This is a genomic window from Bartonella sp. B10834G3 (assembly GCF_016102505.1).
Classification (GTDB): Bacteria; Pseudomonadota; Alphaproteobacteria; order Rhizobiales; family Rhizobiaceae; genus Bartonella; species Bartonella choladocola.
Map to the genome: position 1 here is coordinate 286,243 of NZ_JACFOM010000001.1, position 17,512 is coordinate 303,754.

Genomic DNA, 17,512 nt, shown 5'->3' on the forward strand with positions numbered 1-17,512 from the left:
ACTAGACTGTTTACCCTAAGATCATGTTAACACGAACCGGATTTTGATTCTGCTTTATATATTCAGATACGATGATAAGGATGACCGCTCAAAATTGTTGCGGCGCGGTAAAGTTGTTCGCTAAGCAAAATGCGGGCAATCTGATGCGGCCATGTCATGGCACCAAAGGATAATAGCAAATCCGCGCGCTGTCGCACTTTTTCGCAATGTCCGTCGGGACCGCCTAAAGCAATGGTCAAATGTTTGCTTCCGCTGTCACGAAAATCTTCCAGCATTTTCGCAAAATGAACCGATGTCATCGATTTTCCGCGTTCGTCAAGAACGATAAGCCGTCCCCCTTCCTGCAAGGAGCCGAGGAGTTTCTCACCCTCTTCTTCCATTCTCTGGCTTGCATTTTGTAATCGGCTTTCGACAATTTCATGGACAGTGTGAAAATTTAACCCCAAAGATGGAGCCAATTTGGAAAACCTGTCGAAATAACGGCTGGCGAGTTCGCTTTCCGGTCCTTTTTTCATACGACCAACGGCAAATACCGAAATTTGCACGTCAATTTTCTCCAATTCTCAAAGCGACAGCGTCATCATTTTCCGGTTGTCCCCACATCTTTTCGAGATTGTAGAATTCCCGTGTTTCGGGGCGAAACAGGTGAACGATAATGTCACCAAGATCAATCAGCACCCAATCACACTCGCTAAGGCCTTCTACTTTGGTTGGACCATTATTGAAATCTTTGACCGCATAAAGGAGATGGTCGGCCAATGCCGAAACGTGACGTTGTGAGCCGCCCGAAGCAATCACCATGTAATCGGCTAATGGAGAACGGCCACGCAGATCAATCGTAACAATATTTTCGGCCTTTGTATCATCAAGACTGGTCAAGACCCGCTTTAAATTATTCTCGACAATCAAATCCGAATCGGCATTGCCTGCATTGTCTTGCGCCCCAATGCCTTTTCCTGATTGTTGTATCTTTGAAGTTTTTAGAGATTTTTTCAGATTATTCACCTTTTGAACCCGAATATGAATTCTTGTTTTTCGTTTATAATGGTTACAGACTTAATGTTTTTTTTCAAGGAAAATCGGCATTTTCCGAAGCGTTTCGACGTTGTCTCTCAGCCCTTGGATGACTGTTTTTGCCGCAGGTCGGTTGAAGACGCAAAAGAGCGTCGACCATGGATATATCCCCATGCGGGAGGTTTTTTATACGGCAATGCGGCTACATCATATTCTTTAACACGGAATTTCCGGAATGTTTCCGCCATAGGTGAAAAAAGCGCCGACATCGAAGCTGAAGGGCGGTCGATAATAGCGATCGGAATGGTATTGACGATTTTCTTCCATTCCTGCCATTGGTGAAATGTCGCAAGACTGTCGGCGCCCATGACCCAGACAAAGCGGATATTGCGATGGCGGGCAAGTATATAGGAAAGCGTTGTAACAGAAGTGTAGGATTTGATCGACTGTTCAAAGCCGGTAATTTTTATCCGCGGGTTGTCGACAAGTTCGGCACTTAACCGCATTCTTTCATGAAGTGGCAAAAGCCCGCTTCTGTCTTTCAGAAGGTTTCCGGGCGTCACCATCCACCATAATTCATCAAGTTTCAACCGGCGAAGCGCAATTTTGGCAACCAGCAAATGCCCTTCATGTGGCGGATTGAATGACCCGCCAAACAGGCCTATCCGGTTGCCGCTTTCACAATGCGGCATTTTGTTTTCATATCGGAAAACGTCATTCAAGGGCGTATCTGTCCGTTACCGTTGACATGATATTGGAATGTCGTCAATTGTTCGACACCGATCGGACCACGTGCATGCATTTTGCCCGTTGCAATACCGATTTCTCCACCGAAACCAAACTCGCCACCATCGGCAAACTGTGTCGATGCATTGTGCATAAGTATAGCTGAATCAAGACTCTTGAAAAACAGTTCAACCGTCTTTTTATCCTCCGCAATAATCGATTCCGTATGGTGGGATGAATAACGGTTGATGTGCTCTATAGCACCCTCAACACCCTCTACTGTTTTGATTGATACAATGGCGTCAAGATATTCGGTTGACCAGTCTGCTTCTGTCGCCAATTTGGCACCGGGAATTTTATCAACGAGGTCTTCGCTTGCACGTATTTCGCAGCCCGCCTGTTGCAGTGCAATAATAACCGGCACAATCTTGTCGGCAATTTTCCTGTCAACAAGAATGGTTTCAACGGCACCACATATCCCTGTGCGGCGTAATTTTGCATTAATGACAATCTTCTTTGCCATATCGAGATCGGCAGATTTATCAATATAGATATGGCACAAACCTTCAAGGTGCGAAAACACAGGAACGCGTGCTTCCCGTTGCACACGTGCAACAAGACTTTTGCCACCTCTTGGAACAATAACGTCGATATTGCCATCAAGTCCGGTAAGCAATTCACCCACCGCATCACGATCGACTGTGTCGACAAACTGGATTGATTTTTCAGGAAGATTTGCAGACTTCAAGCCTTCAACCATCGCTTCATGAATGGCTTTGGATGACAGGAAACTGTCGGAACCACCGCGCAGAATAACAGCATTTCCCGCTTTCAGACATAAAGCACCTGCATCGGCAGTCACATTGGGCCGGCTCTCATAAATAACGCCTATCACGCCAAGCGGTGTGCGAACGCGCTGGATTTGTAACCCGTTCGGGCGCTTCCATTCGCTCATAATTTCGCCAACAGGATCAGGAAGATTGGCAATTGTATGAACAGCATCAGCGATCGACAAAACACGTTTTTCATCCAATAACAGCCTGTCGACAAGAGCCGCACTCATGCCATTTTTTCGTGCGTTTTCGATATCTTTGGCATTGGCCGACAATATATTGTCTTTAAAATCGCGGATATTTTTTGCGATAGCTTCAAGCGCTTGCGTCTTCTGGTGTGAGGGGGTAAGCGCCAGCGTTCGGGCAGCCGAACGGGCATCTTTCCCCATCTTCAATAGACTATCATGCAAACTTGTCATGAAACGCTTCCCTTAATTAAACACATGTCATCCGGTAGTTAGACACATCAAAGCCGATAACTCAATATAAATATAAGCACAATTATTCTTGAGCCGGTTTAAAAATATAACCCGCTTAACGTATAAAACATGACCGTTAAAGTCATTCCGGCTAATTCCGCAAAACCATGTCATTGCGATGAACCATCGCCGATCTTGGTTCGTAACCCAGAACCGTTTCTATTTCGGAATTTTTCAATCCGATAATACGATCGGCCTCTTCCCGATCATAACTTACAAGGCCTCTTGCTATTTCCTGATTGTCCTTGTCGACGATCGCCACTGTATCGCCATGATGGAAATTACCTTCAAGGGCAATAACGCCTGCAGCAAGAAGCGATTTTCCTCTTTTCAAGGCACGGACAGCTCCCTCGTCAATCGTCAATGTACCCGACGGATCAAGCTGACCGGAAATCCATGTTTTCCATGCACTGACGGGCTTTTCGCTCGCTGCAAAAAAACTCGCTCTCTCGCCACGATCAATAGCAGCCAGGGGATTGAGGCGTTTGCCCGATGTAATAATCATGGCCGTTCCGGATTGATTGGCAATTTTTCCTGCTTCAAGTTTTGTTTTCATTCCCCCCCGCGATAATTCGGACGCAGCCTGCCCTGCCATTTTTTCAATGGCGGGATTAATCGCCCTGATATAGGGAATGAACTGCGAATGGTCGTCAAGATGCGGCGGCGCAGAATAAAGGCCGTCAATATCGGACAAAAGAATAAGAAGATCGGCTCCCATCATTGTGGCAACGCGTGCTGCCAGACGATCATTATCGCCATAACGGATTTCACCGGTTGCAACCGTATCGTTCTCGTTAACAACAGGAACCGCACCCAAATTCAGCAATGTATTGATTGTTGCCCTTGCATTGAGATAATGGCGGCGCTCTTCCGTATCAATGAGGGTGAGAAGAATCTGCCCAGTCATCAAGCCATGGTGTAAAAGTGCCGCGCCATAGGCTTTTGCAAGCTCGATCTGACCGATTGCCGCGCAAGCCTGACTTTGTTCGAGTTTAAGCGAACCTGAAGGCAATTTCAACAATGTGCGCCCCAAGGCGATAGCGCCGGAGGATACCAAAAGAATCTCGACCCCCTTTTTTTCCAATCCGGCTACATCATTAATCAGACTTTCAAGCCATTCGACTTTCAGACCATGCTTGCGATCGACAAGAAGAGCTGATCCGATTTTGACAACAATCCGCTTATATTGATCGAGCTTTTTTAGTTCCTGCACCATAAATCTCTATTCCCCGGCTGCTCTTTCTGAATCCTCTTTGCGACTTTCTTCGATAATCCGCGCAATGGAACGCAACACAGTTTCGGTTCCCTCATGTGTGACTGCAGATAACAGGTGGACTTTTTTCCCTGATTTTTGTTCAAGTTGTTTTTGTTTTGTCTGTTTTGTTTCTTCATCAAGAATATCAATTTGGCTCAAGGCAACAACTTCCGGTTTTTCCGAAAGCCCGTGACCATAGGCTGCAAGTTCCTCGCGGATAATCTCATACGCCTTGACGACATCCTCTTCCTGAGCAGAAACAAGATGGAGCAAAACCCGACAACGTTCGACATGCCCCAAAAAGCGGTCACCAATGCCGATACCTTCATGGGCGCCTTCTATAAGACCGGGAATATCCGCAAGAACAAATTCACGCCCGTCAATACGCACCACTCCAAGATGGGGATGCAATGTCGTAAACGGATAATCGGCAATTTTGGGTTTTGCAGCGGTAACAGAGGCAAGAAAAGTCGACTTTCCGGCATTCGGAAGGCCGACAAGTCCGCAATCGGCAATCAATTTCAAACGCAACCATAGAGTACGTTCGACACCTTCAAGTCCGGGATTGGCGCGACGGGGCGCCCGATTGGTTGAAGTGGTAAAATGAAGATTGCCAAAACCGCCATTTCCCCCCTTCGCCAGACAGAATTTTTGCCCGACCTTTGTCAAATCGCAAATCAGCGTTTGATTATCTTCTTCAAAAATTTGCGTGCCAACCGGTACTTTCAATATAACATCGGCGCCTTTGGCGCCTGTCATGTTGCGCCCCATGCCATGCATACCGGTTTTAGCCTTGAAATGCTGCTGATAGCGATAGTCTATCAATGTATTGAGCCCCTCGACGGCAACCGCAAAGACATCGCCGCCACGACCACCGTCGCCACCATCCGGCCCGCCAAATTCGAGAAACTTCTCGTGCCGGAAAGAAACTGCACCTGCTCCGCCATCTCCGGAACGGATATAAACTTTCGCCTGATCGAGAAATTTCATTATTCATACTCTTCGTTGGTCTTGGCTCCTCTCATAGCGCAAAGTTTCAAACAACGCCATAGAGACAACATAATTGATAGATGGCGAAATATTTGACTTGCCCGTTTTGTCAATTACAGGCAAAAAGTCAGCACAATCAGTGATTTCGGCGAAGAGAAGCGGATTATGAGACACCTTTTTGCTGCTACCGGTTTTATAAACTTTCGCAATCTTGCCAATCATCATAAATGCCGGATTTGCCCTGCTTTTTAAAGCGGGCTGAAAAATTCGCCTAATTTCAATATCCGCTATCAATTGGACAGGCATTCAAAAAAAGAAGATAAACCCGATGATTTCAGCATTATTGTTTATACTTTTTGGTTTGCCGACCTTTTTCCGATTGGATTGAAGAAAAAAAGTTTCATACCGATGGTTTTTCAAAAAACGGATTTTATAGCGCTTTTCCGGAACAACAAATGCTTCACGCGACAGTCGGATAAACCGGTTCAGGCCGGTTTACCTTTAAACTCATAGGCCAACAAATAAAGTTCCACTGATTCAGCCCTGCTTGCCGGCGGTTTGACATGATAGACTTTTTTAAAATTCTGTTTAAGCGTTGTCAGCAATTCATTTTCTGCCCCGCCTTGGAAGGTTTTGGCAAGAAAATGCCCGCCCGGCTTCAAAACCGATATAGCGAAATCTGCGGCAACCTCGCAAAGGTGAATTGTCCTGATATGATCGGTTTGCTTGTGGCCGATCGTTGGTGCTGCCATATCGGATATAACAAGATCAGGCTTCGCACCTAACGCATCCATGAGCTTTTGAGGCGCATTATCATCGAGAAAATCCATTTCCAGCATTGTAACACCCGGTAACGGGTCTACATGGAGATAATCAATACCGACGACAGAAGGATGATCGTTGGTGGAGCCGACAATATTGGCTGCCACCTGACACCACCCACCCGGAGCAGCACCGAGATCAATAATCTTCTGGCCTTTTTTCAAGAGATGATACCGTTCATTGATTTCGATAAGTTTATACGCGGCCCGTGAACGATAACCGTCAATTTTCGATTGATGCACATAAGGGTCGTTCAGGTGACGTTCAAGCCACCGCCGTGAGGAAGCTTTTATCGTTCCGGCTTTCTTTTTCACTCTTGTGTGGAGTTCATGCGTGCCGGCTCCACCCCGCCCGCCTGCATGTGCACCTGTCCTTTTTGTTGTCATAAACGTTCACTTCCATGATTTTTTCGCAGATAAAACCGCTCGTTCAGATGACGGCGTTTGCGCCAGGCTCCATCGCGTGACATCAATTCGGTCAATATCCCTTCACGCAAACCACGATCAGCCACCCGCAAACGTTCGGCTGGCCATTCTTCCCTGATAACGTCAAGGATAGCGCAACCGGCAAGCACCAGATCGGCCCTGTCATGACCAATACACGGGTTTGCAACGCGTTCGGCCAAATTCCACGAAAGCAACCGTTTGGTCATACGTTCGACATCATCATTTTTAAGCCAAATACCGTCGATCAGACGACGGTCATATTTTGCAAGTTCCAGATGGATTCCGGCAAGCGTGGTCACTGTGCCGGAAGTTCCCAGTAGATGAAAATGGGGGCTTTTCGCCAAAGCACCCAATTTATCGCGCCCTTTAAAACCTTTTAACAAAGAGCGAACATAATCTTTCATTTTTTCAAAATCATCGACAGAGACATTTTCCCCGCCAAAACGTTCGGCCAAAGTAATGACGCCAACAGGTAACGATGTCCAGGCAATAATATGTTCAGCCAGTCGCGGCGACCGTTTCTTCGACCGGTCGATCAAAACAATTTCGGATGAACCTCCGCCTATGTCAAAAACGACAATTGCGTCGGTATCTTCTTCGACCAGTGTGCCGCAACCTGCAACGGCCAATCGCGCTTCTGTTTCGCGATCAATAATTTCAAGATTGATTCCTGTTTCCCGTGCAACCCGTTCGATAAAAACTTTTCCGTTTTCTGCCGATCGGCATGCTTCTGTAGCAATGAGACGACACCGCCTTATTTTTCGTTGATCGAGTTTCAAACGACAAACTTTGAGTGCTTCGATAGCCCGTTCCATCGCGTTTTCATTAAGGCGACCTGTCCGCGCCAAACCTTCCCCCAAACGCACAATACGCGAAAATGCGTCAATGACATGAAAATGGCCGGGTTTCGTTGGAGCAGCTATTAGTAAACGACAATTATTGGTACCAAGATCAAGTGCCGCATAAAGCGGAACTTTCTGCGCGCGAGCGCGCGACGGATGACTATGTTTATTGACATCATTTGCGAGAACGCTTTTTGTCTCACGTTTCGACCGGGCATCATCACCTTGTGGTTTGGTCAATATTGGCGTTTTGCGCGAACGTTTTTTACTATGATGGACTTTTTCAGCTCCACCTTCATATGAGCTTTCGCCATGCTCGCGTAATCTACCTTTTTGGCGCCGTTTCGCGCGCTTCTTCTTGGATGAGGGAACAGCAAAAGACCCTGCTAAAGGCGGCACCGTGCCACCATCTTCGTGCCTTTCCAAGCGGTCGTGCAAACCTTTCGCACCATCTCCGCCAGGCTTTCCCCGTTCCGACCCTTTCGGGTTGTCGATCAACGGAGTCATCTTTATCTTTCCTTCAAAGTGCCAAGGAGACATTTTCTCGCAATGGACACTTCATGAGCTATCGTTACCTATAATGTAACAGCGTTAGTCGTTTTTACCAATAGCCGGAGACGCCCTTCTTCATTTTTTTAAAAATTGCAAGATTGTCGATTGATGATGTGTTTGAAAAAAGATACCGGATTTTCCGGCCATGCATCCCGCTTGTTGTTGATGGCAAGTTTTCGCCGATCGAGAGATTGTTGACCCGCAAAATTATTTTCTCAAGTTTAGGCTTGTATCTTGAACTGGATATGTTAAAAGCCATGCTGTTCTCGCTTGAAGCAGAAATGCTGGGGAATAGTTTAACGGTAGAACTGCGGACTCTGACTCCGTCAGTCCTGGTTCGAATCCAGGTTCCCCAGCCAATATTTCCTTTTAAAATTTGACTTTTCGAGCGTTCCACAGCCTTACGGCTCAACATTTTGCGGAACTGGTTAGACAGTCTTCAGAACAATAATCTGCGGCTTATGCATTATCTGCGGCTTATGCATTACTTGTTGGAATTGTCGAATTTTCACCCTTGAATTTTAAAGTCTCCAAGCTTTTTTTGAGTGCGACGCCAATTTCGTAAATGGTATTTGAAGAGGCTCTGGAACAACCACTATTCTCATTTATTGATGCGCCTTTCCAAAATGAACGGTAAATTGCCGCAGTTGAAATTTACTCCATTTACTTATCTAATAAAAAAATGGGCTAATCTTGCAGTCTACCCACTTTGACCACACATCTAAACGGACGAAAGAATACAGGAAATTTTACAATGACCAATGACGATAAGCACAAACATGTAAAAGTAGTAGACGTTGAAAAAATCGACGAACAGGATGACGAAAAAAATGGTCCGGTCGATACGGTTGATATTTTTGATGACGTAACCGGCGAAGATAATGGTGAATTCCGCCCACGCAACAAAAGGCAGGAAGATATAGAAAACCCCTTAAGTGACGAGGACAGAGATGTCGTCGGTGAAAATCTGTTTACCAGTGAGCCGGATAAAGGCGAGCCGGAATAACCGGTTCGATTTGTCGGGCATTAAACTTCCGGCATCGGGGCGGAGGCCTGTCTAACGCCTCCAATTCCCCGCGGGGATTTTTCCGGAAATAATTTTTCTGCAATTTTCAGGATATTAATCGACATCAGGGCGAGAACCCGTTTATCCCGATGATTCAACCTGACGCTTGATAGTGACATCGGTTTGTGGCGGGAAAAAGTTGCGAAAAATACCGGTCATTGCCATTTCAATAACTTATGGCAAAACGGCATTTTCTTTCAAAAGAGTTTTTGACAATAAAAGACGCGCATCAGAAACTATACGAGAAAACAACAAGGTTATTTTTATCTATTTTTGCTTGACTTCGCCTTATCGGAAATATCGGGTATTTTTCCGGCTGCCAAAATTTCAAGAACCGATAGCAATTTTTCAACCGCGTGCTGCAAATTGTCGGAGTTATCAATATAGCAATACCCCGCCCCTACAGGCAAATGGATTGCCACATTCGCACGCCCCAATCTTTCTTTTATATCCTCCGCTTGCTCTCTGTTTCGCATGATGAGTCGTTTTCTTAAAATTGAAATGTCCGCATTGACTTCCACAACAAAAATACGTCCGAACATCTGTTTTGCCGCTTCCAGATATTCACGGGAAATATTTGCTATGACAATTTTGCCCCGTTTAATATTATCGGCAATATTCTTCGGCAAACCGTAATGAATTCCATGAGCAAACCATTCCATGGAAAATGCATGGTTTTTTGATAGCTTCAAAAATTCGTCTTCCGAAACGGCTATATTGTCTTCATTGCCTATGTTTATCTTGGTTCCGGCTTGTAGAGCTTCGCCGGATATTCCCGCTTTTCGTGTAATTGTTCGACGTATAAACAAAAAATCGGGTTGATCTTTCACAATCTTACGGACAGCATTGATGATTGTGTCTTTTCCCGCACCGCTCGGTCCGACAACCGCCACAAACCACCCTGTATTTTTACTTGAAGACAAATTGGATACGCCTGAAAGACTTAAAATTTCCCGTTCCATCATGCGAGGGAATTTCCGATATTTTATATCGTTAAGGCGACAATTTCCATGTTATTTCAACAAAACTTAAAAAAAAGATAATGAAAAAAGAGAGGGTTCCGTCATTCATGGAAAAAACAAAAATAACCTTATATTCATAATCTCTACTTAAAGACGAGAGTAACCAACTTCCAAATCGTTGAAATATTCAAAACCGGCTGATAGGAAACCTTGATTAAATGACAATGTCGAGCTTTGTGTTAACTGTAGTTTGTCCTGCAAAGCGGGGTATAGTCGCCGCTATTTCTACATTTTTGGCAAAAAACACGTGTAATATTGTCAATAGTTCCCAGTTTGACGACCCGATTTCGGGAAAATTTTTCTGTCGCATCGGTTTTGATAGCGAAGGCGGAAAAAATATTCATGACCTTGAACAAAGCTTCCAGCCTATTGCGCGGGAATTTTCGATGGACGCCCATTTCTTCGATTCGAGCGAACGCATGAAGGTGCTCATCATGGTTTCCAAGTTCGGACATTGTCTGAACGACTTGCTTTACCGCTGGAGAATAGGTGCGCTGCCGATTGACATCGTCGGGGTCATTTCCAACCATCTTGATTACCAGAAATTGGTTGTCAATAATGACCTGCCTTTTTACCATATTCCTGTCCACAAAGACCGCAAACAGGAATCCGAAGATCGCCTGTTTGAAATCATCACCGAAACACATACCGAATTGGTGGTGCTTGCCCGTTACATGCAAATCCTGTCAGATCGCTTATGCAAAGAAATGTCCGGACGGATTATCAACATTCACCATTCTTTTTTACCGAGTTTCAAAGGCGCTAATCCCTATAAGCAAGCCTTTCAACGTGGTGTAAAGATAATCGGTGCAACCGCACATTACGTAACAGCCGATCTTGATGAAGGACCGATAATCGAGCAGGATATTGTTCGCGTCACACATGCACAGAATGCCGACGATTATGTTGCACTTGGTAGAGATGTCGAAGCTCAAGTTTTAGCACGGGCAATTCACGCACATATCCATCATCGTGTTTTCATCAACGACAATCGCACCGTCGTATTTCCGGCCACTCCTGGAAGTTATGCTTCCGAACGTATGGGGTGATAATGGTCGCAAACCGGTTTACTGCCGTCTCGACATCAATTTTCAAAACATATTCGGGGCGACTAAAATAATCATTATACGGGCAAATCTAAATATACGAACAATAGCGTTAAGATATTCGCCTATAATAGATCGGGAAAAATTGTTTTGAATAGCAAGATAAAGCACGATATAATATCTTGATTAAATGAATACAATTTTTAACGGTTTGTATTGTCATTTAGCAACAGGGGATTGGCTTATTGCTGACCGACCGCATTTGATTCTTTTATTTCTTCATAAAAACGGGAATTACTAAGAATTCTTGCTTTTTTCCGTAAAATAGAATATGATGCCAAATAGGCTTATGAGAAGCTCGAAACGGAACAAGAAAAATCATGAAGATTGGAGCTTGTTGATAGTTTTTGGAGAGTAATTATGCAACCGGTTGATGCTACATCAGGCACCCGTTCGTTGACGACAGTGCAAGTAGCGGTGCCATCAACTAAGACGGCTCGGACCGACTCGGTTGTGGAGCAAATTCCTATGGTCGAACCGCGGCCGCATTATCCGATCTCTGCGAGTGTCGCTGAAATCATGGCTCATATTACCGAGCTGATAAAAGAACAGCAAACGGCGTCTCAAGAAGCCCTGCATCAGAAAAATCTTGAAGAAGCACGGGCCGAAATGGAGAAGCTTTTCGAGGCTGTCCAAAGGCAATCCGATGATGCTGTAAATAGTAACGAAGCAACTGACAGCTTGTCGAAAGCCGATGGCAAGAAAGTTAAAGGGATTGATGGTCAAACAATCAAGGTTCCTGATAATGAAGACAATAAAGTAATGTCATTCGATAATACGGGTGATGTTACAAATACGGATGGAACAACAGACGATCGTCTTGCCAAGGGCGTTCATGCAGATAATAGTGGCAAAATAAATGATACAAAGACGACGTCGAAAAACAACGGACGTTTGCCGCATTTGCCTTCGGATGTAAAAGCTGCCGATAAAAAGAATGGTAGTGTAGGAACTGATAGCGCATCTCATGATGCTTTACAAAATTTGCCGGATAACGCCGGAAATGTGCAAACCGGTTCGGAAAATTCTGACTATCAGCCTGAAATTGATAACAATGTCGTCAAGAACAACACATTGAAGGAAAATATTTAGTTTCCTTAAAAATAACGACTGAATGAGCCTGATAAATATGGAAATAATTGCTATAGGCGTTATTTCCATTTTTAATTTTTTGCCTAATCCTATTTAGCTGCACGTTTACTAAATTTTCCTGAAATCGTTCCCTCGAATGCTGCTTGAAATCTCATCCCTCTAACAAAAATGATAATCGAGATGGGTTACGCCCGCTTATAAAACTTTAGAGAAAAATTGCATTCTGTTATTGTCTTCAGTTAAAAAAATGAATTTTTGAACAAGTTTTTATTTGTGATTGTCTTTTTATTTGAAATATTTGAATAGTGTTTTTAATTTTTTTTAAAAATATTCTTATGTCTGCCTATATCGGCATAAATAAATTCAAATTGTGTGTCGATTTTTATCAAAACCGCATTGCTCAAACGTCAGCATAGATAGCGGATTACAATATTTATATTGGTGAAAACTATAAATTAGCTAAAGAGGGATTCTCCTTCGGTTTATTTCATTCCGAATTATCAAATTTATATAGATAAAATCGCTCGATAATATTGATAACACGTCATTATGGAATAGAGACCGGATAGTCAGTTACCATTATAACGGTAGAAAATACGTGTAACCATTACAACATCTTGACAGTAATGGTAATCATTTCTACTCCGATTTTCTCACCCATTCCGGTTTTCTCACTCATTGAAGACCGGTTGTCGTTCAAGACCATTCACGGAAATTGGTTAGAAAATCTATATCGAGGCGGGCGTTGCCAGGAGACAACTTATCCAATTTACGGAACGACATCAAAATGGCCGACAGCATAAAGAAAGCCGAAAGCGGGTCCAACTCAATCAATGTTTTCCGTTTGTTTGTCGCGTCAATATTACTGACCGGATTGCCCGAATAGCAACCATTTCCGGTTCTACCAAAAAAATTGAACCCATTGAAGCCATTGCAATAGTTCAAGTTTCAGCCAATTGGAATTAGAAACTGGTTTCAATACGTCCATAAACAAGTTGGGTAAATGAATAGATTTGGCCGCCTACAAATGAAGCGGTCAAAGCAAGAACCACAAAAATCACAACGATTTTAGGAATAAAAGTTAACGTCATTTCCTGAATTTGCGTCAAAGCCTGAAATAGAGCGATAACAATGCCGATTGCCATAGCCGCACCAACGGCTGGACCGCTTGCTACCAAAACGGTCCATACTGCGGCTGTTACCATATCGACGGCATCGGCTTCATTCATTCTCAAGCTCCCGCAACAAAATTCAAGCTTGTTTCGGTTGACTATTCATGACCGTAACGCCGGGCCCGATAAGCAAGTCTTTTCCATTATCAAGTTTGGCGATCAAACCGTCGCTATAAATTGTAACCGACTGGACAGTACCGGAAGTAACAACGCCTTTTTCATCAGTATATGAAAGATATTTTCCAACATAACCTTCCGCACGGGAAATTGGCCCATCAACCATAATGTTCTTGAGCGATTGTGCCATTGTATCAAGTTTGGTATTTGTCTGCTGTTGCTGCTCGACAGCCGAAAAACTTGCCAATTGTGAAACAAATTCCGTCGAATCCATTGGTTTGGTCGGATCCTGATTTTTCATCTGGGCAATAAGCAACTTGATGAAAGTATTATAATCTGCATTCGGCGTCTTGGTAGTTGTACTGCTGCTTCCAGTGGTATTCCCGGAAGAAGTTGTACTACTCGTACCAGAAGTTGAAGACGTTGTTGATGTTGTCGAAGTATTTGTATTTGTCGAAGCATATGTATTTGTCTTCGACGTATTATCCATGTCGGATGCAGCTTGCGTTTCTGAAGCAAAGTTGGATGTGGCTGCGGCGGACTTTCCGGCAGCCGAATTGGTTGCCGGAGTATATTTCATAAGGCTTGATGTATTATTGTCTACAGCACTTATGGTCATGAACTTTCTCCTAACATCAGGCGGTTTTTTGTTCCTTTTCAACCGCAGGCTTTTTGCCCATTATGGTTGCTTCTCTGTCGAACAATCCGCGGATAACTTTCAAAACGTCAAAAATTTTATCTTGTTCGGTCAAATCAATGCATTTGCGCAGACCTTCCAGAATGATCGGATCATTGTAAGTGCGTAGCATTTTGCCAAGCATTTCAACAAAAATCATGACAGTTTTGTCAGCCGTGTCAGGATCGATCAACATAACTTGCGCCGTGAAATAAAGCTGCTTTAAAGGCGTGTTGGTATCTTCCGCCTGCATGACGTGAGCTTCAAGAAGGAAGGTTGCATCATTCAAAAGTTCCAGTGTAACCTTACGATCAGGGCGTAAAACAGCACCGTTCAAGTAAATCTTTTCATTCGGCCGCAACGTAATATGCATCGTTTTATCAGTCATTTTCACTCTTCTCCGGATTTGTAGCAAGACCGTCCCTGATGGATTCAGAGATTTCCACCAAAGCATCGAAGTCTGCTGTTTCCCCATTTTCCAATCTCTGAATTTCCTTCAAAATAAAGAAACCAATAGAAATCAGAGACGCCTTAAGCTCTGTCGGTAGTGCATTTTCCGCCAGCCCCAAGTCTTCAATCAAAATAATCCATAACTTACGTGTAAAAGCTACTGCTTCATAAGTTTCACGAGTTCCCGGCCCGGCTTTTTGGGCAGCACGTAGCATTTTTATACAACGATCGAACAGAATGCTTTCGCGCTCACGCGCTCCCATCTGATCGTCTTCCATTACATCTTCGTACCGCATCTGATACATCAAAATTCCCCAGATTTTACATCCGTATTATTCAACTTACCCCTAAAGGATTAAATTAAATATAATCAGCCAAAGTCATTTTAGCGATCCGGGCTGTCATAGTGTATGAAATTTGTAATACGTTCTGAAGCTGGATCATCTTCGCACTTGCTTCGCTCGGATCAGCACCAATCATGTCATTGCGTGTCTGGTTCAAAATACTGAGCTGTGCATTAATATGATTAGTGGCATTGGTGACGCGACTTTGCGAATTACCGAGATTGGACGCCGACGTAATAATCTCGTTAACAGCACTACCCGTCGATTGGTTATTCGAAGAAGCCCGTGCGCGATCGGAAATTGTCCCCTGAGCTGCCGAAGATAATCCGATATTACCGAACTCGGCCACAAGAATCATATTTTTCATAGCCTGACGGAAGCCCGCATCATTGGCGCTTGCCGAAATATCGGCATTTTCACCGCTGGGTGAAATGCGTCTCATCACTTCGCCATCTTTGGCACGTGAAAAATTTGTATTCCAACTCGGATCATCAAAAAGCTTACTGAATGGTCCATCGATGAAAGATTTCATGTCATCGGCAGAAATATTGGCCACCTGAGGATCATCCACGTTAAAGCCGAAATAATCTCTGAACGTATCTTGCACAATTTTGCTCGTGCCGGTATTGCTCCCCGCCTTATAATAATCGAACGGTGGCTGACTGGTATTGGTGCCGCCAAAGACATATTCACCATTATAGCTCGTATTCATCGCCGAGACGAAAGAGTCGAGCGCCGTTTGTGCAGCAGATTGCATGGTTGCCGGAGTTGCAGAAACACTGTCGCCCATCAGCGCTTTATTAAACTGGATAAGGCTACCACCGGGTTTATCCTTGCTGCTTGCTTCTACCAGACTTTGCAGAGCCGTTTGTGCCGAAGCCATACGCTGCGCTGCCAAATTGTTGCTATCTTTCAATCCTTGCAATGTTGAAATCTGATTTTCATTTTCAACAAAACGGCCCGTCTGACGACCAAGTTTCAAGCCGGGATCCCTGATCCGTTGTGTTGCGGCCTCATAACTTGCTTCATCAAGCTCTGACTGCGCTTGCGAGACAATCGAACGTTGCGAATTATTCAATACATAAGTAGAAATCGAGTTAATTTTCATTTCACACCTATCTTACCGCACTCATCAAGTCATCCAACATTTTGCCGACCGTCGTTATGATACGCGCAGTTGCTGAATAAGTCTGCTCTAATTGAAGCATCAGAGCCATTTCATCATCGGTATTTACGCCCGTTTCATTAGACAAAGCTTCGCCCGCACGGCTGAACATTGTGCTTTTATATTCGTTATCCGAAGTTGCGGACTGGCGTACGCCTTCCATCCATGACAAAGATTGCTTACTGTAAGACGTGATGCTTTGAGTATTATCAAGCCCTGTATCTTTACCGAAATTACGGGGTTTATCCAAATTGTCGATCAGTTTCTGAATATCGTTACCGAGCTTTTCCGGACCACCGTCAACCGTATTGCTATCAAATTCCGGATTAACGCTAATTCTACCCGCCGTTCCGGTAACGTTAGTTTCGTCACCTCCCTCGAATAGAGCGGGAGGCCCTTTAAAAATATCGGTCAGCGCATTTGCTATTTCATCAAGTTGTTTTTGATATTGCGGCGCAATTTCATCACGAACTTTCAGCAAACCGCCAAGCTTGCCAGAACCGTTAGGAGAATTAAAAGCATCATGCGAAAGAGGAACGCCATCAACAAGGACAGGGCTACCCGCTTTTCCTGCCACTAATGGTCCGCTTGGAGAATATGAAACCTGACGTGGTACCTTGTCATAAAGTGTGCTGTCATCCATGCCGTAGATCGACATTGAGCCATCAGGATGGGTAACAGTTGTTATACCTATTTCCTGAGACAATTCTTTCAGAATTGCATCACGTTGATCCATATAGGCATAGCCGTCGCGCCCCGACCCTTTTTCATTGGCAATTTCTTTTTCAACTTGCTGGAATTGCTTTAAAAGATCATTGATATGATCAACAGAATCCTTGATCTCGCTATCTGTGTCGGTGCGTATTTTATCAATTGCTTTGGAACCGGCATTCAAACTGTTGGCAAGATCTTTTGCCTTGTCAATAGCAGCGTCACCGGCTGTTCTTTGGCTTGGATTATTGGCGTAGAACTGCAAAGCTTTTTTGAAATCATCAAGCAAACGCGACGGAGAATTTTCAAAGTCGTTTGTACCGTAGATGTTCGAGAGCTGTGTTGCCCCGTCATTTATAGCCGCAGCCGCGGCCGATTGACTCGACTTGAGAAGGTAGTTTCCAAGAAGTTCGGGATTATCATCCCGAATAAGCTTGGAACTCACCATGCCATTAGCACCAGATAGGACATGGGTAGTGCGACGGGTATAGTTCGTGTCACGCGCACTACCAATATTCTGGGATACAACACTCATCTGTCCAGACGATGTCTTGAGTGAATTTCTTGCTGTAGAAAGTGCTGTACCTAGTGTCATTTTAGCCTTCTTTTATCTCATGTAATCGGCCATTTAG

At 44.3% G+C, this 17,512-nt stretch carries 18 protein-coding genes and 1 tRNA gene; 4 read left to right on the top strand and 15 right to left on the bottom strand.

Translation table 11 applies throughout. From position 1 onward, the window contains the following. Positions 1–62: 62 nt before the first annotated feature. The 8 genes from rlmH to H3S94_RS01230 form a co-directional block, all read right to left on the bottom strand. Positions 63–545, bottom strand: coding sequence for a 23S rRNA (pseudouridine(1915)-N(3))-methyltransferase RlmH (gene rlmH, locus H3S94_RS01195; protein ID WP_198240057.1), 483 nt, complete (start codon positions 543–545; stop codon positions 63–65). A gap of 1 nt (position 546) precedes the next feature. Then, the gene (gene rsfS / locus H3S94_RS01200) at positions 547–1,005 is read right to left on the bottom strand and encodes a ribosome silencing factor (RefSeq protein ID WP_369805681.1); all 459 of its coding nucleotides are present in this window, start codon (positions 1,003–1,005) and stop codon (positions 547–549) included. Positions 1,006–1,112: 107 nt separating this feature from the next. After that, positions 1,113–1,706 (bottom strand): nicotinate-nucleotide adenylyltransferase, encoded by a 594-nt coding sequence (locus H3S94_RS01205; RefSeq protein ID WP_077994452.1) that lies wholly within the window; start codon positions 1,704–1,706, stop codon positions 1,113–1,115. Between the two features lie 26 nt (positions 1,707–1,732). After that, the gene (locus H3S94_RS01210; RefSeq protein ID WP_198240058.1) at positions 1,733–2,992 is read right to left on the bottom strand and encodes a glutamate-5-semialdehyde dehydrogenase; all 1,260 of its coding nucleotides are present in this window, start codon (positions 2,990–2,992) and stop codon (positions 1,733–1,735) included. Between the two features lie 151 nt (positions 2,993–3,143). Beyond that, positions 3,144–4,268 (bottom strand): glutamate 5-kinase, encoded by a 1,125-nt coding sequence (proB, locus tag H3S94_RS01215; protein ID WP_198240059.1) that lies wholly within the window; start codon positions 4,266–4,268, stop codon positions 3,144–3,146. 6 nt (positions 4,269–4,274) lie between these two features. Beyond that, positions 4,275–5,297: a GTPase ObgE gene (obgE, locus tag H3S94_RS01220; RefSeq protein ID WP_198230701.1), complete on the bottom strand. Its 1,023-nt coding sequence runs from the start codon at positions 5,295–5,297 to the stop codon at positions 4,275–4,277. Between the two features lie 485 nt (positions 5,298–5,782). Next, positions 5,783–6,505, bottom strand: coding sequence for an RlmE family RNA methyltransferase (locus H3S94_RS01225; protein ID WP_198240060.1), 723 nt, complete (start codon positions 6,503–6,505; stop codon positions 5,783–5,785). After that, a complete protein-coding gene (locus H3S94_RS01230) occupies positions 6,502–7,914 on the bottom strand; it encodes a Ppx/GppA phosphatase family protein (RefSeq protein ID WP_246786387.1) in 1,413 nt (470 codons plus the stop codon). The genes H3S94_RS01225 and H3S94_RS01230 overlap by 4 nt, the downstream gene beginning before the upstream one ends. A 330-nt stretch (positions 7,915–8,244) precedes the next feature. On the opposite strand from H3S94_RS01230, the gene H3S94_RS01235 reads away from it, so the two are divergent. Together H3S94_RS01235 and H3S94_RS01240 are read left to right on the top strand one after the other, a co-directional pair. Next, positions 8,245–8,318 (top strand) — tRNA-Gln (locus tag H3S94_RS01235). A 395-nt stretch (positions 8,319–8,713) separates the two neighbouring features. Continuing rightward, positions 8,714–8,965: a hypothetical protein gene (locus H3S94_RS01240; protein WP_077991099.1), complete on the top strand. Its 252-nt coding sequence runs from the start codon at positions 8,714–8,716 to the stop codon at positions 8,963–8,965. Positions 8,966–9,288: 323 nt separating this feature from the next. On the opposite strand, the gene phnN is transcribed toward H3S94_RS01240, so the two are convergent. After that, the gene (phnN, locus tag H3S94_RS01245) at positions 9,289–9,990 is read right to left on the bottom strand and encodes a phosphonate metabolism protein/1,5-bisphosphokinase (PRPP-forming) PhnN (protein ID WP_198240062.1); all 702 of its coding nucleotides are present in this window, start codon (positions 9,988–9,990) and stop codon (positions 9,289–9,291) included. A 221-nt stretch (positions 9,991–10,211) separates the two neighbouring features. On the opposite strand from phnN, the gene purU reads away from it, so the two are divergent. Further along, positions 10,212–11,096 (top strand): formyltetrahydrofolate deformylase, encoded by an 885-nt coding sequence (gene purU, locus H3S94_RS01250; RefSeq protein ID WP_198240465.1) that lies wholly within the window; start codon positions 10,212–10,214, stop codon positions 11,094–11,096. Positions 11,097–11,621: 525 nt separating this feature from the next. Next, the gene (locus H3S94_RS01255; RefSeq protein WP_198240063.1) at positions 11,622–12,245 is read left to right on the top strand and encodes a hypothetical protein; all 624 of its coding nucleotides are present in this window, start codon (positions 11,622–11,624) and stop codon (positions 12,243–12,245) included. A 962-nt stretch (positions 12,246–13,207) separates the two neighbouring features. Here the strand turns inward: H3S94_RS01255 and fliQ are convergent. The 6 genes from fliQ to flgK are packed head-to-tail and all read right to left on the bottom strand — an operon-like array spanning position 13,208 to position 17,475. Further along, positions 13,208–13,474, bottom strand: coding sequence for a flagellar biosynthesis protein FliQ (gene fliQ / locus H3S94_RS01260; RefSeq protein WP_077991086.1), 267 nt, complete (start codon positions 13,472–13,474; stop codon positions 13,208–13,210). Positions 13,475–13,496: 22 nt separating this feature from the next. Continuing rightward, positions 13,497–14,153 carry a flagellar hook assembly protein FlgD gene (gene flgD / locus H3S94_RS01265; RefSeq protein ID WP_369805682.1) on the bottom strand — a complete coding sequence of 219 codons (657 nt, stop codon included), beginning with the start codon at positions 14,151–14,153 and terminating at the stop codon, positions 13,497–13,499. A gap of 16 nt (positions 14,154–14,169) precedes the next feature. Then, positions 14,170–14,604 (bottom strand): flagellar biosynthesis repressor FlbT, encoded by a 435-nt coding sequence (gene flbT, locus H3S94_RS01270; RefSeq protein WP_369805683.1) that lies wholly within the window; start codon positions 14,602–14,604, stop codon positions 14,170–14,172. After that, complete coding sequence (flaF, locus tag H3S94_RS01275) at positions 14,591–14,965, bottom strand: flagellar biosynthesis regulator FlaF (protein ID WP_077991079.1); 375 nt, start codon at positions 14,963–14,965, stop codon at positions 14,591–14,593. Before flaF ends, flbT begins: the two co-directional genes overlap by 14 nt. Positions 14,966–15,020: 55 nt before the next feature. Further along, complete coding sequence (locus tag H3S94_RS01280) at positions 15,021–16,112, bottom strand: flagellar hook-associated family protein (RefSeq protein WP_198230696.1); 1,092 nt, start codon at positions 16,110–16,112, stop codon at positions 15,021–15,023. Between the two features lie 7 nt (positions 16,113–16,119). Further along, the gene (gene flgK / locus H3S94_RS01285) at positions 16,120–17,475 is read right to left on the bottom strand and encodes a flagellar hook-associated protein FlgK (protein WP_198230695.1); all 1,356 of its coding nucleotides are present in this window, start codon (positions 17,473–17,475) and stop codon (positions 16,120–16,122) included. Between the last annotated feature and the right edge of the window lie 37 nt (positions 17,476–17,512).